The sequence below is a fragment of the Devosia sp. P3_B2 genome, from assembly GCF_056402875.1.
This window is the reverse complement of the sequence record NZ_JBFUGO010000006.1, coordinates 1-23,070: the sequence shown is the minus strand read 5'-3', so window position 1 is coordinate 23,070 and position 23,070 is coordinate 1. Positions and strand designations below refer to the sequence as shown.

The following is a 23,070-nucleotide window of genomic DNA, read 5'->3' as shown; positions in this document are numbered from 1 at the left end:
GTGTCACCGCCGCGCGCTTCTGTCGCCGCGTATCTCGTTGTGGGCGGCCGTGAATTCCTGCAAAACACCGCCATGATAATGATGATTAAGAATCTAGAGTCTTTAGGATTGGTTGGACGATGACCCAGACACCGGTGCTCAAACCACTGCTTGAGACGGTGCTCGGACGGCGCCAGCAGCGGCTCCCGATCTGGATCATGCGCCAGGCCGGCCGCTATCTGCCCGAGTATCGCGAGCTGCGAGCCAAAGCCGGCAGCTTTCTCGATCTCTGCTACAACCCGGAACTGGCCTCGGAAGTGACGCTGCAGCCCCTGCGGCGCTTCGATCTCGACGCAGCAATCCTCTTCTCCGATATCCTGGTGATCCCGGATGCCCTGGGCCAATACGTCCGCTTCGAAGCTGGCGAAGGCCCCCTGCTTGAGCCCGTGACGGCAGACTCGATCCCACGGCTCGATCCCAAAGGGGCTTTGGAGAAGCTGAGCCCTATCATCGAGACGGTCAGGAGGGTTCGAGCTGGCCTCACCCCCGACAAGACCCTGATCGGCTTCTGTGGCTCGCCCTGGACGGTTGCCACCTACATGATCGGCGGACGCGGTTCCTCCGACCAGGCGGCGGCCCGGGTGTTCGCGCTGACCCAACCGGCGGCATTCGCGCAACTGATCGACATCCTAGTCGAGGCCAGCATCGACTACCTCGCGGCGCAACTCCAGGCCGGTGCCGATGTGGTGCAGCTGTTCGAGAGCTGGGCGCTGAACCTCGACGAGATAGCGTTCCGCAACTGGGTAATCGAGCCGAACCGCCGGATCGTCGAAGGGCTGCGGAAACTCATCCCGGGAGCACCGGTGATCGGTTTTCCGCGCGGCGCTGCGGGGAACTTGCCGGCCTATGCCAAGGCGACCGGCGTCAACGTCCTCGGCCTCGACTATGCGACACCGCTCGGCTTTGCCGCTGAACTCCCGGCCGGTCTCGGCGTGCAGGGCAATCTCGATCCGCTGCGCCTACTCGCCGGTGGCGAGCAGATGGACAATCGCATCCGCGAAATCGTCGCCGGCTTCCGCGATCGCCCGCACATCTTCAACCTCGGGCACGGCATCGTCCCGGAAACGCCGATCGCGCATGTCGAGCGGCTGATCGCAGTGGCGCGGGGAGCATAGGCGATGGATTTCTATCCATGGGTCAAGGCGCTGCACATCCTCTCGGTGATCGCCTGGATGGCCGGGATGCTCTACCTGCCGCGGCTGTTCGTCTATCACGCCGACGCCGAGCAGGGCTCGGTCCAGTCCGAGACCTTCAAGGTGATGGAGCGGCGGCTCTATCGCGGCATCACGACGCCGGCGATGATTGCGGCCTGGGTGTTCGGCCTGTGGCTGGCCTTCGGCTTCGGCATCGTCGATTTCAGCCAGGGCTGGATGTGGCTGAAGGCCGTGATGGTGATCCTGCTCAGCGGCATCCACGGTTTCTACGGCCGGCTGCTGCGCGACTTCGCCAATGACCGCAACACCCGACCGGCAAAGTTCTTCCGCGCCATCAACGAAATCCCTTTCGTCATCGCCATCGTCATCGTCATTTCGGTGGTGGTGAAGCCATTCTGATGCGCTCCGCTTAGCAGCCATTGTTCCACGTGAATCCGCATTCCGCTTGAATGTGGCGAAGGTTTTAGCTATCTGAAGCGCACTGCCTGATCGATGGGCGCCTCCCCGGCGCTTTCCGGGCGAACCCCCCTCTCCGTACATCCCCGCCACTTACGTTTGCCCAAGGGTCTTCCGCGCAATGGAAAATATGAAGCTCAGCGAGCTCAAGGCCAAGACGCCTGCCGAATTGCTTGAATTCGCCGAGACTTACGAGGTCGAGAACGCCTCGACGATGCGTAAGCAGGAACTGATGTTCGCCATCCTCAAGGAGCTGGCGGCACGTGAAGTGGACATCACCGGCGAAGGCGTGGTGGAGGTCCTGCCCGACGGTTTTGGGTTCCTCCGCTCGCCGGACGCGAACTACCTCCCGGGCCCGGACGATATCTACGTCTCCCCCTCGCAGATCCGCCGCTTCTCGCTGCGCACCGGCGACACGGTTGAAGGCCAGATCCGGTCTCCCAAGGAAGGCGAGCGCTACTTTGCGCTGCTCAAGGTCAACACCATCAATTTCGAGGACCCCGAGAAGGTCCGTCACAAGATCAACTTCGACAACCTGACGCCGCTTTATCCCGATGAGCGGCTGCGTCTCGAGCTCCCCGACCCGACGGTCAAGGACAAGAGCGCCCGGATCATGGATTTGGTGGCGCCGCTCGGCAAAGGCCAGCGCGCGCTGATCGTTGCGCCGCCGCGTACCGGTAAGACCGTACTGTTGCAGAATATTGCACAGTCGATCGCCATCAATCACCCGGAGTGCTACCTCATCGTGCTGCTCATCGACGAGCGCCCGGAGGAAGTCACCGACATGCAGCGTTCGGTGAAGGGCGAGGTGATCTCCTCGACCTTCGACGAGCCGGCCAGCCGCCACGTCCAGGTCGCTGAGATGGTGATCGAGAAAGCGAAACGCCTCGTCGAACACAAGCGCGACGTGGTGATTCTGCTCGATTCGATCACTCGCCTCGGCCGCGCCTACAACACCGTGGTGCCGTCGTCCGGCAAGGTGCTGACCGGTGGCGTGGATGCCAACGCGCTGCAGCGCCCCAAGCGCTTTTTCGGCGCCGCTCGAAACATCGAAGACGGCGGCTCGCTGACCATCATCTCGACCGCGCTGATCGATACCGGTTCGCGCATGGACGAAGTGATCTTCGAAGAGTTCAAGGGCACCGGCAACTCGGAAATCGTCCTCGACCGCAAGGTCTCCGATAAGCGCGTGTTCCCGGCGATGGACGTCACCAAGTCCGGCACCCGCAAGGAAGAGCTGTTGGTCGAGCCGGATATCCTCAGGAAGATGTACGTCCTGCGCCGTATCCTCAACCCGATGGGCACGGTCGATGCGATGGAGTTCCTGATGGACAAGATCCGTCAGACGAAGACGAACTCCGACTTCTTCGACTCGATGAACACCTAAGACAGCTGGGCCGGGTGTTCACGCACCGGACGATCCACATCCACGATGTCATCCCCGCGAAGGCGGGGATCTCCGTTTGGATGCCAGCCATCTCACCCGAGTATCCCCTCCCCACCGGCGTCATCCCGGCGAAGGCCGGGATCCATCTCTCCCATCGCCCGATGCGCTGTGGTTGTCATGCGTACCGATGACACCATCGTCGCACTCTCCTCCGGCGCCCTGCCGTCCGGGGTAGCGGTCATCCGTCTCTCCGGCCCACTGGCCGGCAGCGTCCTGATCGACATGCTCGGTGCCCTTCCCGCTCCGCGACACCTGAAGCTTGCTGACATTCGGATCGGCGAAGAGACGCTGGATCGAGGGCTTGTCGCCTGGATGCCCGGCCCGCACAGCTTCACCGGGGAGGACTGCGCCGAACTCCAGCTACACGGCTCGCCCGCCGTGGTGCGGGCAACCCTTCGGGGACTGACCTCACAACCCGGTATCAGGCTCGCGGACGCTGGCGAGTTCACCCGGCGAGCCTTCGAGAACGGCAAGCTCGATCTCGTTGAAGCTCAAGGGCTTGGCGATCTGATCCAGGCCGAGACCGAGAACCAGCGGTCCCTCGCTTACGCCCGCATGGAAGGCGGTCTGACGCGGCAAGTGGAGGGCTGGCGAGAGCGCCTGCTCGACCTTCGGGCCGAGATCGAGGCTCAACTGGACTTCTCCGACGAAGGCGATGTCGGAACGCTTCCCGAAGGCTTCAGCTCCAATGTTGAGGCCCTGGGCCGTGAAATCGGCGGCGTGCTCGCCACTCGCGGTCAGGGTCGAATCCTCCGCAGCGGCTTTCGCGTTGTGCTCGCCGGCCCACCAAACGCCGGCAAGTCGAGCCTTCTCAACGCCCTCTCCCGCTCCGATGTGGCTATCGTATCAGACGAGCCCGGCACGACGCGAGACCTCAAGGAAGTGCCGCTCGACGTCAAAGGTCAGCTCATCATCCTCATCGATAGCGCTGGCCTTCGCGATACGACGTCGAAGGCAGAAGCTATCGGGGTCGAGCGCGCGAAGCAGGCACTGATCGGGGCTGACCAGGTGCTATGGCTGCAGGCGCCGGACGTTGCGATCGTCCACCCCCCGGACTTTCCGGAGTTCGAAGAGCAGCCATGGCGGCGACCTCCGATCGCGGTCGTTGGGACCAAGAGTGATCTGGGGACAGTCGAAGGCGCCGAGCTCAGCGTCTCAGTTGCCTCCGGCGAGGGCATCGAAACTCTTCTGGAGAAGCTCTATGAGGCCTCAGGCGCCGGTTCAGTTCAGCCGTCGGAACTAATAGTCAGCCACGAGCGGGATCGCGAGGCGCTGCTCGCGGCCGTGACGGCCCTAGCTGAGGCCGCTGAGCGCCTTGAGGATCCTGAACTGGCTGCGGAGGATCTGAGGCGAGCCTCCACCGCCATGGAGCGATTGCTCGGCCGAATGGACGCAGAGTCCGTCCTCGACCATCTGTTTGCGGCCTTCTGCATCGGTAAATGATTCACGTGAAACGCGGCCCTGCACCCGGCGCTGTTGATTCACGTGAAACATTGGACTAGACCGCCGCCTTCCAGGGATCTGCGAGATGAGCGACTTCGGCGTCATTGTTGTTGGAGGCGGGCACGCCGGCTGCGAAGCCGCGGCGGCTTCGGCTCGTCTCGGCGTTCCTACTGCGTTGATCACCCACAAGTTCGCCACCATCGGCGAAATGAGCTGCAATCCGGCGATCGGCGGCCTCGGCAAGGGCCATCTGGTCCGCGAGATCGACGCGATGGACGGGCTGATGGGCCGGGTGGCCGACGTTGCCGGCATCCAGTTCCGCGTCCTCAATCGCCGCAAGGGTGCCGCTGTCCGCGGCCCCAGGGCCCAGGCCGATCGCAAGCTTTACCGGCAGGCGATGCAGGCGGCGATCCTGTCGCAGCCCAACCTGACCGTCATCGAAGGTGAGGTCGACGACCTCGTTGTTACGGACGGCCGTATCGCCGGTGCGGTGCTGCTCGATGGCCGGCGCTTTGGCGCCAGGGCTGTCGTTCTCACCACCGGGACCTTCCTCCGTGGCCTTATCCACCGAGGCGAAGAAGCCACGCCTGCCGGCCGCGTCGGCGAGAAGCCGGTGCTCGGCCTTTCGACCCGGCTCGAGGCGCTTGGCCTCACCCTCGGGCGGCTGAAGACCGGCACCCCGGCGCGTCTAGATGCGACATCGATCGACTTCTCCGGGCTTGAAGAGCAGCGCGGCGACGATCCGCCGGAGCCGTTCTCGTCGCTGACCACGGCGATCACCACGCCGCAGATCAGCTGCTATATCACCCGCACGACGTCCGATACGCATCGGATCATCTCAGAAAATCTGCATCGTTCGGCGATGTACTCCGGCCGGATCCAGAGCCGCGGTCCGCGCTACTGCCCGTCGATCGAAGACAAGGTTGTCCGCTTCGCCGATCGCGACAGCCACCAGATCTTCCTCGAGCCCGAAGGCCTCGACGACAACACGATCTATCCCAACGGGTTGTCGACCTCCCTTCCCGCTGAGGTCCAGGAGGCTTTCCTCAAGTCGATGCCGGGCTTGGAGAATGTCCGGATCATCCGGCCCGGCTATGCGATCGAGTATGATTATGTTGATCCCCGCGAACTTCGCCCGACTCTCGAGCTGAAGCGTCTGCCGGGTCTGTTCCTCGCGGGACAGATTAACGGGACCACCGGCTATGAAGAGGCGGCAGCACAAGGGCTGTACGCCGGCGCCAACGCGGGCCTTGCCAGCAACGGCGATGACGCATTCCACTTGTCGCGGACCGAAAGCTATCTCGGCGTGATGGTCGACGACCTGGTGACGCGGGGGGTAAGTGAGCCCTACCGAATGTTCACCTCACGCGCCGAGTTCCGCCTGCACCTCCGCAGCGACAACGCCGACCAGCGCCTCACACGGATCGCGACCGAGGCGGGGTTGGTCGGCGAAGAACGCCAGCAGCACTTTGAGACGCGCTCGGCAGCCTTGACCGCCGGCCGTGCAACGCTGGATCGGCTGCGGACGACGCCGACAGCCGCCCGCAAGGCTGGCCTGGCGGTGAATGCTGACGGGCACGAGCGCAGCGCATTCGAGCTGTTGTCCTATCCGGACGTCGAAGCAGCCAACCTTGTGCCGCTCTGGCCGGAGATTGCCGACCTGTCGCCGTCCATCGTGGAGCAGCTGACGGTCGATGCGCAATACGCCGTCTACCTGCAGCGTCAGCAGGCCGACATTGCGGCAGTTAAGCGCGACGAAAGCCGGGAGATCCCTGACTGGCTCGACTATGCCGCCCTGCCGGGCCTGTCGATGGAGATGCGGCAGAAGCTGGAGCAAAGGCGGCCGGCGACCATTGCGCAGGCCCAGGCCATCGAGGGTGTCACGCCCGCCGCCATCACGCTCATCCTGTCGGTGGTTCGCCGGGGTAGCCTACGCCAGGCCGGCTGATGGGCGATCTGACCGCCTATTCCGGCGGCTTCGTCAGGCCGGAAGCCGTGGTGCGCAAGGATCTGGAATCGTTTGCTGCGCTGCTGAAGAAATGGAACGCGGTGCAGAATCTTGTTTCACGTGAAACAGAGAATGCCCTGTGGTCGCGCCACATCCTGGATTCGCTGCAGGTTCTGCCCCTCCTGCGGCCGACGGATGAGCGTTTCCTCGACGTGGGATCAGGCGGAGGCCTGCCCGCCCTGCCACTGGCCATCGCCTTGAAGGGCGGGCAGGCCCACATCACCATGGTCGAGCCGATCGGCAAGAAGGTCGCCTTCCTGCGCCAAGTTGCCCGCGAACTGGGGCTTTCCGCCGACGTGCACGCCGGGCGGACCGACAGTTTTGATTCACGTGAAACATCTTTCGACGTCATCACCTCACGCGCGCTCGCGGCGTTGCCGACGCTGCTGGAACTTATCCACCCCTTCTTTGGGCCCGAAACCCGCGCGATCCTGCACAAGGGGCGGGATCATGCTGTGGAGCTCGCGGAAAGTCGTTTGGCGTGGGAGTTCGACGTGGTAATAACCAAGAGCGCCACCGACGAGGCCGGCGTATTGCTGGAAATCAGCAATTTGCGACGGAAAACCATATAGTTAGCGGAAACGCTCGGAGGCCGTGCCTTGGCTCCTCGAATCCTGACCCTCGCCAACCAGAAGGGTGGGGTCGGCAAGACCACTACCGCGATCAACCTGGCAACCGCGCTCGCTGCGATCGGCGAGCGGGTGCTGATCGTCGACCTCGATCCGCAGGGCAATGCCTCGACGGGACTCGGAATCTCGCGTTCCGGCCGCGATGTGTCCAGCTACGATCTGCTGATGGGCGACGCCAAGGTGGCGGCCGCGGCCGTGATGACCAGCGTACCCAACGTGGCCATCGTGCCCTCGACGCTGGACCTGCTCGGCGTCGAGCTGACCATCGCGCAGCAGGCGGACCGGGCGTTCCGGCTCCGCGACGCCTTCAGGGCAATGAGCGACCTGACGATCAACGGCCAGTCGGTGAGCTACGTGCTGATCGACTGCCCGCCGTCGCTAAACCTCTTGACCATCAACGCCCTGGTGGCCGCGGATGCCGTGCTGGTGCCGCTGCAGTGCGAGTTCTTCGCGCTCGAAGGCCTGAGCCAACTGCTTCAAACCATTGAGCAAATTCGCACCACGCTGAACCCGCGCCTGTCGATACAGGGTGTTGTGATGACGATGTTCGACCGTCGCAACAACCTCAGTGAGCAGGTGCTGGCCGATGTGCGTTCCGAGATGGGGTCGCTGGTCTATGACACCGTCATACCGCGCAATGTCCGTCTTTCCGAGGCGCCGTCCTATGGCAAGCCGGCCCTGCTCTATGACCTGAAATGTGCCGGTAGCCAGGCCTATCTGCGCCTTGCTACCGAAGTTATCCGGCGTGAGCGCCAGCTCATGGCCGCATGAGGAAGTTGGAATGAACGAGAAACCTTCACGGCTCGGGCGAGGCCTTGCGGCGCTGATCGGCGATATGGCGACCATGGAAGGCGCGCGGCTCGCCGATAGCGGCAGCAAGCGCCTGCCGGTCGACTTCCTGATCGCCAACCGCGCCAACCCGCGGCGGGATTTCGATCCGGACCAGCTGGAAGAGCTGACCAGCTCGATCCGCGAGAAGGGCGTGATGCAGCCGCTGCTGGTGCGGCCGACCACCGATCCGAATCAGTTCGAGATCATCGCCGGCGAGCGCCGCTGGCGCGCGTCGCAGCGGGCCGGGCTCAACGACGTGCCGGTGATCATCCGCGACGTCGACGACAAGGAAGCGCTCGAGCTCGCGATCATCGAGAACGTGCAGCGCGTCGACTTAAATCCGCTCGAAGAAGCAATGGGTTACGCCCAGCTGATCGAGCAGTTCGATTACACCCAGAACGACCTGGCGCAGGTGATCGGCAAGTCCCGCTCGCACGTCGCCAACACGTTGCGCCTGATGAAGCTGCCAGACGACGTGCGCGGCATGCTGGCGAGCGGCGAACTCACGGCCGGCCATGCCCGTACGCTGATCACGGCGGAAGATCCGGTGGCGCTGGCGAAGCGCATCGTCGGTGGCGGGCTTTCGGTGCGCGAGGCGGAAGCCATGACGCAGCGCGAGATCAACGCGCCGAAGAAGAAGCCGGCACCGGCCGAGCAGAAGGACGCAGACACCGCGGCGCTCGAGAAGCGGCTGTCCGATGTGCTGGGGCTGCACGTCGCGATCGACCACAAGGACCAGGGCGGGCGGCTGGAGATCCGCTACCGGACCCTGGAGCAGCTCGACGGCATCTGCATGAAGCTGACCGGCTACGGGGTTTAGCACCGTCGACTGGCAGAAGTTCATGGCCTAACGCTGGTCCATCGTTGGAACTTCGCGCGTCGAAGCCATCGATTTCCAGCGGATTCCGTCGTTCAGACGTCGTTCATTCCTGCCTATCCGGGATGACGGAATACGCCAGCTACACTGACGTTGGCACCGCTGATCCACGTGAAACATTGAGCTAACGCTCTGCCGCCATTGTACAAATTGCCAGAAGCGCGCGGCGGCTGACGGTGTCGGCGAGCCCGTAGCGCTTGCGGCTGTCGGCGACGGCGAGCTGCAGGCGATCCAGCGCAGCGCTCAGCGCGTCGTCGGTCCAGAGGCGCAGCTGGCGCTCGATCGACGAGCGGCGCGAGAAGTGCGGCTTGGGGCGGGCGTTGTCGAGCACAGCGCCGGGGGACTTGCCACTGTCGACCTCGACGCGCCAGCGGCGGAGCGTGGTGAAATGGCTCAGCGCGCTGGCGAGTATCTGCTGCGAGTTGACGCTCTGGGCGATGGCGCGCTCGAGCGCGGTGTCCAGATCAGCGGCATGGCCGGTGCCGGTGGCGTCGACGACTTCGTCGAGGACGAGGGCGGCATTGTCGGCGCAGAGCGTCAGAATGTCGTTGCGTGTCAATAGCTTGGAGTCGGCGGCGAATAGAACGACCTTCTCGAGCTCGCGGCGAGTGATCTCGCGGTCGTTGCCAAGCGTGTCGCGGAGAGCGGCGACGGTGTCCTGGTCAGCGCGGATGCCGGCCTTGGAGAAGGTCTCGGAGATCAGGCGGCCGAGCGATTCGTCATTGTCGGGGTAGCAGGGCAACGCCCGGCCGAGTTTCGCAGCCTCCACCAGGGCACGGAGCGGATCCTTGGGGGGGAGGTTGCCCGCCTCGAGGATGATGATAGAGCCCGGATTGTCGCGCAGTTCGGTGAGCGGCATAACCAGCGACTTGCCGGCGCTGCGGACGCGAATGACGCGGCGATCGCCGAACAGCGAGGTCGTCTTGGCCTCGACGGCGAGGCGCGACGGGTCGGCATCGAGCTCGGCGCCGTCGAGGATGACGAGGTTCATGCTGTCGGCATCGTTGCCGGCGTAGCGTCGCGCGAGGCGCTGGCCGGTTTCACGGACGAGGCCGGCATCGGGGCCGTAGGCGAGGATTATCCCAGCCTCGAGGTCCGGCCGGTCGACGAAGCGGCTGACTTCGTGCGCCTTCAGCGCCCCCATCAGGTGGCCGACTGGGCGAGCGCCCCGAGGAGGGTGAGGCGCACGGTCTCCGCCAGCTCGCGCGCGGCGCGCTCGATGGCCTCGCGCTCGGCTTCGGAGGCGGCGAGCGCCTGGCTGTCGGTGGTGTAGAGCGCGGCGGCAGAGCGGGTGGTGGACAGGACGATGGAGCCGTCAGCGGCGACCAGCTCGATCTTGGCAGTGACCGTCGCCTCGCGTTGCTCGGCGGGGCGCGTGACGCCGGACCGCGTCAGCTTGCGCGTCGTATCCGAGGTAGTGATGCGGACGGTGGGGCTTGCCGGATCCGTGGCGCGGCCGAAACGCAGGGCCAGTTCCTGGTAGATGATCTGCTCGGCGCGGCTATTGGGCTTCGAATAGTTCAGCGCATGCCGTTCGGTGCCGATGCCACGCTCGCCATAGACCGGGGTCAGCCCGGTGCAGCCGGCAAGCGCGGTCGCGCCGAGCAGGCTCAGCGCGACAAACGCGTGACGCAGCAGCGACTTAGACGACCACATTGACGATCCTGTCGGGGACGATCACCAGCTTCTTGGGCGGCTTGCCTTCCAGCATGCGGGCAACTGCCTCGAGTGACAAGACCTCTTTCTCGACCAGTTCCTTGGCGGCGCCGACAGGGACAGTGATCTCGCCGCGGCGCTTGCCGTTGACCTGGACGGGGAGGACGACGGTGGACTCGACCAACAGCGTCGGATCCGCCACCGGCCAGCCGGCGTCGACGACCAGGCCGGTCTTGCCGAGCGCGGCCCAGCAGGTCTCGGCGAGGTGCGGCATCATCGGGGCGACGAGCTGTACCAGGCGCTCCACCGCCTCGCGTAGGGCGTCGCGCTGTGCCGGCGACACGCTGCTGGCGACCGATTGCGAGAACTTGGCGATGGCGTTGGAGAGCTCGTAGATTTGGGCCACGGCGCGGTTGAAGCGCAGGCCTTCGATCTCGCCGCCGACATTGTTGACGGCGCGATGGACGACCTTACGCAGGTCCAGCACGCCGGCATCTCCAGTACCCGTCAGGCGGGCCGCGATGTCGTCCTCGAGGTCGAGGAAGTCGCCGACCAGCTTCCAGACGCGCTGCAGGAAGCGGCTGGCGCCTTCGATGCCGGCCTCGGTCCACTGCACATCGCGCTCCGGCGGGGAGTCGGACAGCATGAACCAGCGGGCGGTATCAGCGCCGTAGGTCGAGACGATCTCGTCGGGATCGACGACGTTCTTCTTGGATTTGCTCATCTTTTCGATGGAGCCAATGACAACGGTCTCGCCGGTCTGCAGCATGCTGGCGCGGCGCTCGCCGTCGACCTGCTCGATCCGGATGTCGGCGGGGGAAACCCATTCGCCATTCGGACCGGAACCGAGTTGATAGGTCTCGTGCACCACCATGCCCTGGGTAAACAGGCCCTTGAACGGCTCCTCGATGTTGAGGTGGCCGGTCTGCTTCATGGCGCGGGTGAAGAAGCGCGAATAGAGCAGGTGGAGGATCGCGTGCTCGACACCGCCGATATACTGGTCGACCGGCAGCCAGGTGTTGGCGATGCCCGGAACCGTCGGGGTGGCGGCGTGCGGATCGGTGAAGCGGGCGAAATACCAGGAGCTATCGACGAAGGTGTCCATGGTGTCGGTTTCGCGCTGCGCCGGGCCGGCGCATTGCGGGCAGGCGACATGCTTCCACGTCGGGTGGTGATCGAGCGGATTGCCGGGGCGATCAAAGCTCACGTCCTCGGGGAGGACGACGGGCAGGTCCTTGTCGGGCACCGGGACGGCGCCGCAGTTCTCGCAATGGATCACCGGGATCGGGCAGCCCCAGTAGCGCTGGCGCGAGACGCCCCAGTCGCGCAGGCGGTAATTCACCTCGACGGTGCCCTGCGGGCGGTTGTCGACGACGCGGGCGGCGAAATGCTCGGCGATCGCTTTCTTGGCGGCGTCGATCTCGAGGCCATCGAGGAAGCCCGAATGGAAGATCCGGCCGGGTCCGTTGTAAGCCTCTGAGTCGACTTCGAAATTATCGGCGTCGGCGCCGTCGGGCAGGACCACGGGGATCACCGGCAGGTCGTAGCGGCGGGCGAAGTCCAGGTCGCGCTGGTCGTGGGCAGGGCAACCGAAGATGGCGCCGGTGCCGTAGTCCATCAGCACGAAGTTGGCGATATAGACCGGCAGCGTGGCACCGGGCTTGGTCGGGTGCTTCACGTGCAACCCGGTGAAAATGCCCAGCTTTTCGGCCTTGTCGATGGTCTCGGTGGCAGTGCCGTGGCGCCGGGTTTCGGCGATGAAAGCCGCGATCTCGGGGCTATCCGAGAGGGCGGCGGCCAGAGGATGATCGGCCGAAATGGCGATGAAAGAGGCGCCGAAGATCGTGTCCGGCCGGGTCGTGAACACCTCGATGGACGTGAACTGCTGCCGGAACTCTGCCGTCAGCTCGAACAGCAGGCGCAAGCCCTCGGACTTGCCGATCCAGTTGCGCTGCATGACGCGCACCTTCTCGGGCCAGTGGTCGAGGGTGTCGAGCGCTTCCAGCAGGTCCTCGGCGAAATCGGAGACTTTGAAGGCCCACTGGTTCAGCTCGCGCTGCTCGACGACGGCGCCGGAGCGCCAGCCGCGGCCATCGACCACCTGCTCGTTGGCGAGCACGGTCATGTCGACGGGGTCCCAGTTGACCTTGGATTTCTTGCGGGTGACGAGGCCTTCGCGCAGGAAATCGAGGAACAGCTTCTGCTGCTTGGAATAGTACTCGACGTCGCAGGTGGCGAACTCGCGACTCCAGTCGATGCCCAGCCCGATCGACTTCAGCTGCTTCCGCATGGCGGCGATATTGGCGTAGGTCCAGCTCTTGGGATGAACCTTGTTCTGCATGGCGGCGTTTTCGGCCGGCAGGCCGAAGGCGTCCCAGCCCATCGGGTGCAGCACGTTGCGGCCCATGGCACGCATGTAGCGCGCGAGGACGTCGCCCATGGTATAGTTGCGGACGTGACCCATATGGATGCGCCCGGACGGATAGGGGAACATCTCGAGCACGTAGTAGGGCTTGCGGCTGTCGTCGTGCTTGACCTCGAAGGACTTGTTGTCCTCCCAGGCCTTCTGCCAGCGTGGCTCTTCGACACGCGGATTGTAGCGTTCGGTCGTTCTACCAGTCACTTCGGGACAGTCCTTAAGCCGCAGATTGCGTTGCGTTCGTGGGGTTTTTTGGCTACCGGACCTTCATCAGAATTCCGTTAACCGGTCAACAGAAGCGCTATGCAGAACGCCGCTGAAAGGCTCGAAAACATCAGGTCCAGGATCGAGCGCGCGCACCAGCGGTTCGGTCCGCCGCCGGATAGCGTGGAACTCGTCGCCGTCTCCAAGACCTTCGATGCCGCAGCAATCCGGCCGTTTCTTGACGCGGGGCAGCGGGTATTCGGGGAAAACCGTGTGCAGGAGGCCAAGGAAAAGTGGCCAGAACTCCGGGCTTCCTATGACGGCATAGAGTTGCACCTGATCGGGCCGCTGCAGACCAATAAGGCGCGCGAGGCGGTGGCGCTGTTCGACGTGATCCAGACGGTTGACCGCGACAAGCTGGCGGGCATCCTGGCTGAGGAGATGAAGCGGGCCAGCCGGCGCCTGCCAGTGTTCGTGCAGGTCAATATCGGGCAGGAGGAGCAGAAGGCGGGCATTGCGCCGGCGGACGCGGCGGCTTTCGTGGGGCGCTGCCGGGACCTGCATGGCCTCGATGTGGTGGGACTGATGTGCATTCCGCCGGAGGCCGATCCGCCGGGCCCGTACTTTGCCCACCTGGCGTCGCTGGCGCGTGATGCCGGGGTTGAGAAGCTGTCGATGGGGATGAGCGGCGACTTCGAGACGGCGATCGCCATGGGAGCGACGCATGTGCGAGTGGGTAGCGCTCTGTTCGGGGCGCGGGATGATTTGGCGCCGTAATATCCTTGCAGTACCGGCGTTCGGTGACGAAACGCACCAGAGCGGGAAGATCGCAAAATGACCATCGCGACCGAACTCGAACTCGCGCCGAGCCACCCGACGCTGGGCGAGGCTACGGCCGTCTGGGCCAGGATCGGCCTGTTGAGTTTCGGTGGGCCGGCGGGGCAGATCGCGCTGATGCACAAGGAACTGGTGGAGGAGCGCCGCTGGATCGCGGAGGGCCGGTTTCTCCATGCGCTCAACTTCTGCATGTTGCTGCCCGGACCCGAGGCGCAGCAGCTTGCGACCTATATCGGCTGGTTGCTGCACGGCACGAAGGGTGGGGTGATCGCTGGCGTCCTGTTCGTGCTGCCGGGCTTCATCGTCATCATGGCGCTATCGGCGCTCTATGCGGCTTTTCACGAGACGAGCTGGCTGGCGAGCCTGTTCTTCGGCCTGAAGGCCGCGGTGCTGGCGATCGTCATCGAGGCGGTCATCCGCGTCGGCCGCCGGGCGATCAGGAACCGGGTGATGCTCACCATCGCGATCGTTGCCTTCCTGGCGCTGTTTGCGTTCAACGTGCCGTTCCCGGTCGTGGTCCTGCTCGCCGGGCTGGTCGGATATGTGGGGACACGCGCCAATCTGGCGATCTTCGCCCCCGCCGGGCATAGGGCGGCCGCGATGGACCACCCCTCGGTCATCGGGGCCGGCTTCGTTGCCGGCCATCCGTCGCCGGCGAGGATGACTGGCACGGTTGTGGCCTGGGTGGCGCTGTGGGTTGCGCCCCTGGCGCTGATAGTCCCTGCAGTTGGCTGGTCCAGCACCTTTGCGGTGCTGTGGACGTTCTTCTCGCAGATGGCGGTGGTGACCTTTGGCGGTGCTTATGCCGTTCTGGCCTACGTGGCGCAGGAGGCGGTGCAGAATTTCGGCTGGCTGCAGCCGGGCGAGATGGTCGATGGCCTGGCGCTGGCGGAAACCACGCCGGGGCCGCTGGTGATGGTGCTGAGCTTTGTCGGGTTTCTGGCCGCATACCGCGATCCCGGTGGGCTCAGCCCGATGCTCGCCGGGCTGCTCGGCGGCGCGCTCACCACCTGGGTGACGTTCGTTCCTTGCTTTCTCTGGATCTTCCTCGGGGCGCCCTATGTCGAAGGGCTGCGCTCGAACAAAGCACTGTCGGGGGCGCTAAGCGCGATCACCGCAGCCGTGGTTGGCGTGATCCTGAACCTCGCTATCTGGTTCGGGCTACACGTGATTTTCCGCGACGTAGGGGTGTTACACGCCGGCCCGGTGACGATAGCGAGCCCTGACTGGGGATCGATCAACTGGATCGCGGTAGGGCTTTGCCTCGTCGCTGTCGCTTGCCTGTTCCGGCTCCGGCTTGGCATCCTGAGGACGCTCGCCATCTGCGGCGGACTAGGGCTGCTGGTGCTGTTGCTGCCCGTCTAGCTCCCGGGCTGATCGGGGCCACGCTCTTGCGACGGGAAACCGGTCCACGAGCCTCTGCGCATTGTCAGCGAATTGTCAGCTTCCCGTCAGGATGACGTGGCTAGAGATTATTTCACCATAGGCGCGCACGGGGTGAAACCTAGTCATGTCAAATCACGTTTCTCCCCTCACGACGGTGTCACGCCGTTTTGATTGGCCGGTCACAAGGCCCCAGAATAACTCAGGAATTCAAAGCCTATGGCTTGGGGTAACATCATGAATAGACGGCGCATCCTGATTGTCGACGACGATGCCGACCTTCGGAAGACTCTGATCGAGCAACTGACGCACTATCGCGAGTTCGATCTGGTGGAGGCGGAATCAGCGTCCGAGGCGCTCGGCAAGGTCCGCGGCGCGCATGTCGACCTGATGCTGCTCGATGTGGGGCTGCCGGACATGGATGGCCGCGAGGCGGTCAAGATCATGCGCCGCGAGGGCTTCAAGAGCCCGATCATCATGCTCACCGCGCAGGACAGCGATTCCGATGAGATCCTAGGGCTGGAATCGGGCGCCAACGACTATGTGACGAAGCCGTTCCGGTTCTCGGTGCTGCTGGCGCGTATCCGCGCCTCGCTGCGCCAGCACGATCAGAGCGAGGACGTGGTGTTCACCATCGGGCCCTACAGCTTCCAGCCGGCGGCGAAGTTGCTCGAGGCGCCGGATGGGGCCAAGGTGAGGTTGACCGACAAGGAAACCTCGATCCTCAAGTACCTCTACCGGCAGGGCCCCAAGACCATCACCCGCGAGATACTGCTCAAGGAAGTGTGGGGCTACAACAACCGGGTCACAACGCACACGCTGGAGACGCATATCTACCGGTTGCGCCAGAAGATCGAGCGCGATCCGTCAAATGCGCGGCTGCTGGTGACGGAAGACGGCGGCTATCGGCTGGTGCCGTAGGGGCACCGGCGACAAATCCCCCCAGAACGGGCCGTTGCATCGGCCTCGTGCCTTTGTGCTCGATTCCGTTCACTCGCCGCCGAACTGGCGAATGATGCGGAATCGTGTGCATTAGCAACGGCATGATCAAGACTGTGCGAATCGCCGCCGCCCAGACACTGGAGTATCGGGAAGACATCGATGCTGCAGTGGCGTCGATGGTCGACTTCGCCGTGCGGGCGGAGGCCGAGGGGGCGCGGTTGCTGTGCCTTCCGGAGGGCTTCCTGCAGGGGTATCTCACCGACGAGTCAGCGGCGCGACGCGTTGCGCTGGACCTTCGTTCGCCAGAGTTCGGGGCTGTCGTCGACCGTCTGCCCAAGACTGGGCCGATGATCGTTCTCGGCCTGATCGAGGTCGATGAGGGGCGGCTGTTCAACACGGCCGTGGTGATCGACCGAGGCCGCTTGGTCGGGCGGTACCGGAAGGTGCATCTGCTCGCTGGCGAGGCCGCCTTCGAGGCCGGAACCGAGACGCCGATCTTCACGGTCGATGGGCTGCGGTTCGGTATAAACATCTGCAACGACACGAACTTTCCCGAGGCCGCGAGGAAGCTGCTCGACCTCGGCGCGGAGTTGATCGTCTGCTCGGCCAACAACATGATGCCACGGGCCAAGGCAGAGGCGTTCAGGGCGGTGCACAATGCGGTGCGGTGCGAGCGCTGCCGGGAGACGGGCCTTTGTATCGGCAGACGTGACCGGCGAGCGGGATGGACGAGTCGCGTGGGGGCCCACGGCTATGCTTAGTCCGAAGGGCCAGGTTGTGGCGGAGCTGCCGCTGGTCTTCGATATGCCGATAGCTGCGCGAGATGTCGCGGGCGCGGTGCAATAGCTGACGGCTGGAGGGTGGGCGTCGTCGGTGCATAACTTTTGCTCTCGCCTTGGACGCGGCAAAATCGATTCCTGACAGCGGCAAGAAATGCTCTATATCGGGGGCCGGGGCACAACCGGGCGCGTAAGCGTCCGGAGTGTGACAACGGTCCGGGAATGGGGCGGGATGCAACTCGACGACGCGGCGACGATTCTGGGACGCGCGGATTTCTTCGAAATCTGCGACGCCGAACAGCGGCGATTGCTCGCGTTCGCCTCGGAACGGAAGAAGTTCCGCCCCGGCAGCGTCATCTATGCGTCCGGCGACCAGCCGGAGGGCGCGCATGTGCTGGTCTCGGGCACGGTGTCGAGCACCCAGGACGGGGCCGAGGACAATCCGTACCTGATCCATGATGTCGGCGCGGTGCTGGGAACGATGGCGCTGGTGGTGGCCAAGCCCCGGCCGGTGACCATCAAGGCGGTCGATGCAGTGGAGACGCTGTTCGTGCCGCGCACCGCGTTCATGAAGCTGGCGAACCAGTATCCGGAGCTTGCGGCCCGCGCGGCAGACCGGATCCGGCGGGAGCTGACCAGCTATCTCGGAGCGATCGAGGAGACGCGGGGGCGATTCCGCAAGGGGTAGGCGTCGGAACCTGCCGCCACTCTTGTTCCACGTGAATCAGTCAGCGATGACGGCTTCAGCTTCGATTTCGACCAGCCAGTCGGGGTCGACGAAAGCGGCAACCTGCATGAGCGTGGTGACCGGGCGGATCACGCCGAAGACTTCGGCGTGGGCGCGGGCGGCGTCTTTCCACAGCGCGATATCGGTGAGGATGATGCGGGTGCGGGTGACGTCTTCGAGGCGAGCGCCGGCGTCGGCGAAGGCCTTGGCGACGATCTCGAGGCAGCGCCTGGTCTGGCCGTAAACGTCGCCGACGGCTGCGGTGCCGCCTTCCGCCTTGATCGGGGCGGTGCCGCCGACCACGACTATGTTGCCGACGCGGACGGCGCGGGAGAAGCCGATCACCGGTTCGAGGTAGGAGCCGGAGCTGACGAGCTGGCGGGGCATTCGGTTACCTCAGGAGAAACGGGCGATGACGGGGACGTGGTCGGAGGGTTTTTCGCTCCAGCCGCGGGCCGGCTTGACGATCTCGGCACCAGCGGTGTGGGCGGCGACATCGGCGGTGGTCCAGATGTGGTCGAGGCGACGGCCCTTGTTGGCCGCCTCCCAGTCCTTGGCGCGGTAGCTCCACCAGGAATAGAGTTTCTCCTCAGCGGGGAAGTACTTGCGCACGACGTCGACCCAGCCATGGCCGCCAGTGAGCAGGGCGTTGAGCGCCTCGGTCTCGACGGGGGTGTGGCTGACGACGTTGAGCAGCTGCTTGTGGCTCCAGACGTCATGCTCGAGCGGGGCGATGTTGAAGTCGCCGCAGATCAGCTGGCGTTCCTTGAAATGGTCCTCGCCGAACCAGGCCTTCAGCTCGGCGAGGAAGCCGAGCTTGTGCTTGAACTTGGGGTTGATCTCGGGATCGGGCTCATCGCCGCCGGCCGGGATGTAGAAATTGTGAACGGTCATGCTGCCGATCGGCGAGGTGGGGCCGAGATCGACCAGCGCCGAGACGTGGCGGCTCTCCTCGATTTCGCAGAACACGCGGCTCGAGATGTCGGTCAGCGGGTATTTCGAGACGATGGCGACGCCGTGATAGCCCTTCTGGCCATGGACAGCATGGTGGGGATAGCCGGCGGCGGTGAAATCCTTGCGCGGGAACTGGTCGTCGAGGCACTTGATCTCCTGCAGGCACAGGACATCAGGCTGGTACTGGCGCAGGAAATCGAGCACCAGCGGCAGCCGCAGGCGAACCGAGTTGATGTTCCAGGTGGCAAAGCTCGTCGGCATGAGGAAGGCGCCTTGGTTTGGGAGAGGCGCTTCTTATGCCGAGGGGAGGGGACAGCGTAAAGCCTGAAACGGCGCCCGCTGCCTCCCTCGTTTCAGCTCAGCTTCGGGTCAGCTTTCCTTGGGCGCGGAGACGGCGCGGAAGGTCGGATCGATGTAGAAATAGGACTTTGGGATGTCGACGTCCTTGTCGACATCGTAGAGCGAGAAGGTCAGTTCGGCGCCGGACGGCTCGGTCAGCGTCCACTGCTTCATGTCCTTGCTCTCGGTATCGAAGACCAGCGCGACGCGGACAACGCCAGCCGGGGTATCGTCCTGCAGGGTCAGTGAGAAATAGTCGTCGGACTGGGCGACCGCGACGATATTGGCCTTGAACAGATCGATCTTAGAATCGAGGAACTGGCGCAGCGGTACCTTGTCCTGGGGGTAGGCGTACTGGGTCTTTTCCTTGCGATCGACGACATAGAAGCCGCGGCCGATGGAGACGATCTGCTCGTAGGAGGGCGGATTGTAGCGGAACAGGATCTTGCCTGGCCGCTCGAGGAAGAAGGTGCCCTCGATGCGCTGGCCGCGGGTATCGATCTGGAGGAACCGGCCGACCATGGTCTTGATCGCGGAGTTGTGCTCGTTGATCTCGGTGATCAGCTGCCGCTCGGCATCGGTGAGCGCGCGCGGCTGCGCGGCGCCTTGTTCCTGCGCCAAGGCTGAAAAACCGGCAGGGAAGGCGGCGAGCACGGCGGCGAAGGCGAGAAAACTGCGGCGGATCATCCTGGTGACGTTCCTTCATGGTCGCGAATTGTGAGCATGCCTCTAGATAGGAATTGCGGCAACAGGTGGAAGGTTCCGGCCGGTCAGGAACCCTCGGAGCGTTCCTTCTTGCCACGGGCGATCTCGGTGGCGAGCGAGGCGAGCTTCTGGGTCCAGAAGCCGCGGAAGCGCTCCAGCCAATCGTCGATGTCCCGTAGCGGAGTGGTGTCGAGGCTGTAGACGCGGCGGGTGCCCTCGGCCTGATCGGCGATGGCGAGGCCCTCCCCCGCTGTTCGGGGGAGGGTGAGAGAGATCGCGTCAGTAGCCGTCGGAGTTGTTGCCGACGAGGATCTCGCGCTTGCCGGCGTGGTTGGGGGCGGAGATGACGCCTTCCTTTTCCATGCGCTCGATCAGCGTTGCGGCCTTGTTGTAGCCGACGGCGAGGCGGCGCTGAATGTAGGAGGTCGAGACCTTCTTGTCGGTCAGCACGACGTTGACCGCCTTGTCGTAGAGCTCGTCGCCCGAGCCGCCGTACTCGTCGCCATCACCGCCGGCCGTGCCGCCTTCGTCCATCTCGTCCTCGTCGGCGACGATGGCATCGAGATAGTCCGGGGCGCCCTGCGACTTCAGGTGATTGACGACGCTTTCGACTTCGCTATCGGCGACGAATGGGCCGTGGAGGCGCCGGATGCGGCCGCCGCCGGCCATGTAGAGCATGTCGCCATTGCCCAGCAGCTGCTCGGCACCCTGCTCGCCGAGGATGGTGCGGCTGTCGATCTTCGAGGTCACCATGAACGAGATGCGGGTGGGGAAGTTGGCCTTGATGGTGCCGGTGATGACATCGACCGACGGGCGCTGGGTGGCGGTGATAACGTGGATGCCGGCGGCGCGGGCCATTTGCGCGAGACGCTGCACCGAGCCTTCGATTTCCTTGCCGGCGACCATCATCAGGTCGGCCATCTCATCGATGATGATGACGATGAACGGCAGCGGCTGGAGGTTGAACTCCTCGCTCTCGAAGATCGCCTCGCCGGTTTCGCGGTCGAAGCCGGTCTGCACGGTGCGGGTGATGACTTCGCCCTTGGCGGCAGCCTCACCGACGCGCTGGTTGAAGCCGTCGATGTTGCGGACGCCGATCTTCGACATCTTGCGGTAGCGGTCCTCCATCTCGCGGACGGCCCATTTGAGGGCGACCACGGCCTTGGAGGGATCCGTCACCACGGGAGTGAGGAGGTGCGGAATGCCGTCGTAGATCGACAGTTCCAGCATCTTGGGGTCGATCATGATCAGGCGGCACTGCTCTGGCGTCATCTGGTAGAGCAGGCTGAGGATGAAGGTGTTGATGCCTACCGACTTGCCCGAGCCGGTGGTGCCGGCGATGAGCAGGTGGGGCATGCGGGCGAGATCGGCGATGATCGGCTCGCCGCCAATGGTCTTGCCGAGGCAGATGGGGAGCTTGCCCTTCATCTTCTCGAAGTCGGTCGAGGCCAGCATTTCGCGCAGGTACACAGTCTCGCGCTGCTCGTTGGGTAGCTCGATGCCGATGGCGTTGCGGCCAGGGACGACGGCGACGCGGGCGGAAATGGCGCTCATCGAGCGGGCGATGTCGTCGGCGAGCGAGATGACGCGGCTCGACTTGATGCCGGGCGCGGGCTCGAGCTCGTAGAGGGTGACGACCGGGCCAGGGCGGACATTGATGATGTCGCCCTTGACGCCGAAATCGGCCAGCACGGATTCGAGTTTGCGCGCCATCGCCTCGAGACGCTCGGGCGCATGCTCGGGGCTCGGACCCTTGTGCTTGGGCGGGGTGAGCAGGCTCAGCTCCGGCAGCTCGAAACCGTGCGGCTCGTCGAGGAAGGAGCCCTGGGCTTCGCGGGCGGCGCGGGTGCCGGGCTGCGGACGGGGAGCGGGGGCAGCGACGCGCGGCGACACCACCGGGGCCGCCTGATGGGCGGCCGGGACGTGCGGCATCGGGGCGGGACTGCGCGAAGCGGCCATCGGGCCACGCAGCGGGGTCTGCATCTCCCAGCGCGGGATATCGGCGTCTTCTTCGGGCTCGGGCGGATAGTCGTCGAACGGCGGCTCTTCGTGCGCCGCGACGATCGAGCGGCGCTCGACAGTGAGGGCGGGCTCGGCGCGAACGGCCGGTGCAGCGGACGGGGCACGACCGTGGAGGCTTGGCTCAACCGCCTCGCCGCGCCACGCTCCGGCTTCCGCCTCGGCGGCCCGGCGCTCGGCGATACCAGCGCGGGCGCGGCGGAAGGCGGTGCGGGCCGAGAAGCCGAGATGCACTGCGGCGCCGAGCATGACGTCGAAGATCGAATCGCGGTCGGGACCGTCATCGTCGACGGGGGCCGCGGCGGCAGCCTTGCCGCCGGCGGTCTTGGCGCGGGCCTTGCCCTTGGGCAGCTCGGGCAGGGTGACCTTGCCAAGGCCCATGGCGATCCAGAACAGGGCGAGCGTCGGCGCGGCGATGATGATGGCGAAGAGGATTGCGGTGACCGGCTGCGGCGTGGCGCCGGTGGCGAGGATGGCGAGATTGGTGAAGCTCGAGCCGACGAGGCCGCCGAGGCCGGTAGGCAGCGGCCAGCTTTCGGGCGCGACGATGAAGGCGAAGAGGCCGCAGCTCAAGAGGGTCGCCGCGACCCAGGCGAGGAGGCGCAGGCCCATGCGCGAGGGAACGCGATGACGAATCAGCCCCCAACCCCAGAGTGAGGGCGGAACAAGGAGGGTCAGCACGCCCAGGCCGAAGACCTGGAACGCCATGTCGGCGATGACGGCTCCGGGAAAGCCGAGCCAGTTCCGCGCCGGCTCGCCCGAGGCATAGGAGAAGCTCGGATCATCCACCTGCCAGGTGGCGAGGGACACCAGCACGATGGCCACGAGGCTGAGGATGATCGCGCCCATCAATCGGACGGGGATGCGAATCGCTATGGCGGGGGCGGTTTCTCGACGGGCGTCTTCGAGCAGGTGCTGTGCCGGCATCGTCTGGTACACTCTACAAACGGAACGCTGAACCGGCGGCAGACGGCGCGCCGATCGAAGGCTGATCCTAGGGGGTTAGGGTTAACTCGGAGCTAACCGGGAGCGGAGTGGGGTGGCCGGTGACGGGGCCGCAGCGTCTCAGGATTGGGGTGAGATCACGACAAGCGAACAGGTCCGACAGCCCCAGGGGCTTCGGAGTTTCAAAGAGCCGTTCCCGGTAGGGAACGAAGCGGGACCGGCGAGGCGTTTGCCCCGTAGCGGTAGTCCGCAGATGAAAGAGGCTCACGCCTCGCCG

General features: G+C 64.8%; 19 protein-coding genes and 1 pseudogene. 13 read left to right on the top strand and 7 right to left on the bottom strand.

From position 1 onward, the window contains the following. Positions 1-119: 119 nt before the first annotated feature. From hemE to AC1DV8_RS10200, 8 genes are all read left to right on the top strand, one after another. A complete protein-coding gene (gene hemE / locus AC1DV8_RS10235) occupies positions 120-1,154 on the top strand; it encodes a uroporphyrinogen decarboxylase (RefSeq protein ID WP_477157392.1) in 1,035 nt (344 codons plus the stop codon). Positions 1,155-1,157: 3 nt separating this feature from the next. Further along, positions 1,158-1,592, top strand: coding sequence for a protoporphyrinogen oxidase HemJ (gene hemJ / locus AC1DV8_RS10230; protein WP_477157391.1), 435 nt, complete (start codon positions 1,158-1,160; stop codon positions 1,590-1,592). 178 nt (positions 1,593-1,770) lie between these two features. After that, positions 1,771-3,036, top strand: coding sequence for a transcription termination factor Rho (gene rho / locus AC1DV8_RS10225; protein WP_055047046.1), 1,266 nt, complete (start codon positions 1,771-1,773; stop codon positions 3,034-3,036). 177 nt (positions 3,037-3,213) lie between these two features. Further along, positions 3,214-4,539 carry a tRNA uridine-5-carboxymethylaminomethyl(34) synthesis GTPase MnmE gene (gene mnmE, locus AC1DV8_RS10220; RefSeq protein WP_477157390.1) on the top strand — a complete coding sequence of 442 codons (1,326 nt, stop codon included), beginning with the start codon at positions 3,214-3,216 and terminating at the stop codon, positions 4,537-4,539. Positions 4,540-4,624: 85 nt separating this feature from the next. Further along, positions 4,625-6,487 carry a tRNA uridine-5-carboxymethylaminomethyl(34) synthesis enzyme MnmG gene (gene mnmG, locus AC1DV8_RS10215; RefSeq protein WP_477151842.1) on the top strand — a complete coding sequence of 621 codons (1,863 nt, stop codon included), beginning with the start codon at positions 4,625-4,627 and terminating at the stop codon, positions 6,485-6,487. Further along, a complete protein-coding gene (gene rsmG / locus AC1DV8_RS10210; protein ID WP_477151843.1) occupies positions 6,487-7,119 on the top strand; it encodes a 16S rRNA (guanine(527)-N(7))-methyltransferase RsmG in 633 nt (210 codons plus the stop codon). Before mnmG ends, rsmG begins: the two co-directional genes overlap by 1 nt. A 27-nt stretch (positions 7,120-7,146) precedes the next feature. Then, positions 7,147-7,947: a ParA family protein gene (locus AC1DV8_RS10205; protein ID WP_477151844.1), complete on the top strand. Its 801-nt coding sequence runs from the start codon at positions 7,147-7,149 to the stop codon at positions 7,945-7,947. Between the two features lie 10 nt (positions 7,948-7,957). Beyond that, positions 7,958-8,827: a ParB/RepB/Spo0J family partition protein gene (locus tag AC1DV8_RS10200; RefSeq protein ID WP_477151845.1), complete on the top strand. Its 870-nt coding sequence runs from the start codon at positions 7,958-7,960 to the stop codon at positions 8,825-8,827. Positions 8,828-9,008: 181 nt separating this feature from the next. Here AC1DV8_RS10200 and holA read toward each other — a convergent pair whose 3' ends face one another. From holA to leuS, 3 genes are read right to left on the bottom strand one after another with little or no spacing between them, the layout of a single operon-like run. Beyond that, a complete protein-coding gene (gene holA / locus AC1DV8_RS10195; RefSeq protein WP_477157389.1) occupies positions 9,009-10,028 on the bottom strand; it encodes a DNA polymerase III subunit delta in 1,020 nt (339 codons plus the stop codon). Continuing rightward, entirely contained in the window at positions 10,028-10,540 is a 513-nt protein-coding gene (gene lptE, locus AC1DV8_RS10190; RefSeq protein WP_477157388.1) for an LPS assembly lipoprotein LptE, read from the bottom strand. Before lptE ends, holA begins: the two co-directional genes overlap by 1 nt. After that, the gene (gene leuS / locus AC1DV8_RS10185; RefSeq protein WP_477157387.1) at positions 10,527-13,163 is read right to left on the bottom strand and encodes a leucine--tRNA ligase; all 2,637 of its coding nucleotides are present in this window, start codon (positions 13,161-13,163) and stop codon (positions 10,527-10,529) included. The genes lptE and leuS overlap by 14 nt, the downstream gene beginning before the upstream one ends. A 99-nt stretch (positions 13,164-13,262) precedes the next feature. Between leuS and AC1DV8_RS10180 the strand changes: the two genes are divergently transcribed. The 5 genes and pseudogenes from AC1DV8_RS10180 to AC1DV8_RS10160 all read left to right on the top strand — a co-directional run bounded on the left by AC1DV8_RS10180 (position 13,263) and on the right by AC1DV8_RS10160 (position 17,792). Continuing rightward, positions 13,263-13,940, top strand: a complete 678-nt coding sequence (locus AC1DV8_RS10180; RefSeq protein WP_477157386.1) for a YggS family pyridoxal phosphate-dependent enzyme — start codon at positions 13,263-13,265, stop codon at positions 13,938-13,940. A 57-nt stretch (positions 13,941-13,997) separates the two neighbouring features. Further along, positions 13,998-15,365 carry a chromate efflux transporter gene (gene chrA, locus AC1DV8_RS10175; protein WP_477157385.1) on the top strand — a complete coding sequence of 456 codons (1,368 nt, stop codon included), beginning with the start codon at positions 13,998-14,000 and terminating at the stop codon, positions 15,363-15,365. A gap of 255 nt (positions 15,366-15,620) precedes the next feature. Beyond that, positions 15,621-16,304, top strand: a complete 684-nt coding sequence (locus AC1DV8_RS10170; RefSeq protein ID WP_477151851.1) for a response regulator transcription factor — start codon at positions 15,621-15,623, stop codon at positions 16,302-16,304. A gap of 125 nt (positions 16,305-16,429) precedes the next feature. After that, a pseudogene (locus AC1DV8_RS10165) lies at positions 16,430-17,171 on the top strand (carbon-nitrogen hydrolase family protein). Positions 17,172-17,336: 165 nt separating this feature from the next. After that, positions 17,337-17,792: a cyclic nucleotide-binding domain-containing protein gene (locus tag AC1DV8_RS10160; RefSeq protein ID WP_477157384.1), complete on the top strand. Its 456-nt coding sequence runs from the start codon at positions 17,337-17,339 to the stop codon at positions 17,790-17,792. 36 nt (positions 17,793-17,828) lie between these two features. Here the strand turns inward: AC1DV8_RS10160 and AC1DV8_RS10155 are convergent, their stop codons facing one another. From AC1DV8_RS10155 to AC1DV8_RS10140, 4 genes are all read right to left on the bottom strand, one after another. Next, a complete protein-coding gene (locus AC1DV8_RS10155) occupies positions 17,829-18,218 on the bottom strand; it encodes a RidA family protein (RefSeq protein WP_477151853.1) in 390 nt (129 codons plus the stop codon). A 9-nt stretch (positions 18,219-18,227) separates the two neighbouring features. Continuing rightward, on the bottom strand, positions 18,228-19,046 hold the full coding sequence (gene xth / locus AC1DV8_RS10150) for an exodeoxyribonuclease III (protein WP_477157383.1): 819 nt from the start codon (positions 19,044-19,046) through the stop codon (positions 18,228-18,230). A 108-nt stretch (positions 19,047-19,154) separates the two neighbouring features. Then, entirely contained in the window at positions 19,155-19,811 is a 657-nt protein-coding gene (locus AC1DV8_RS10145) for a LolA family protein (RefSeq protein WP_477157382.1), read from the bottom strand. 297 nt (positions 19,812-20,108) lie between these two features. Next, entirely contained in the window at positions 20,109-22,775 is a 2,667-nt protein-coding gene (locus tag AC1DV8_RS10140; protein WP_477157381.1) for a DNA translocase FtsK, read from the bottom strand. Positions 22,776-23,070 lie beyond the last annotated feature (295 nt).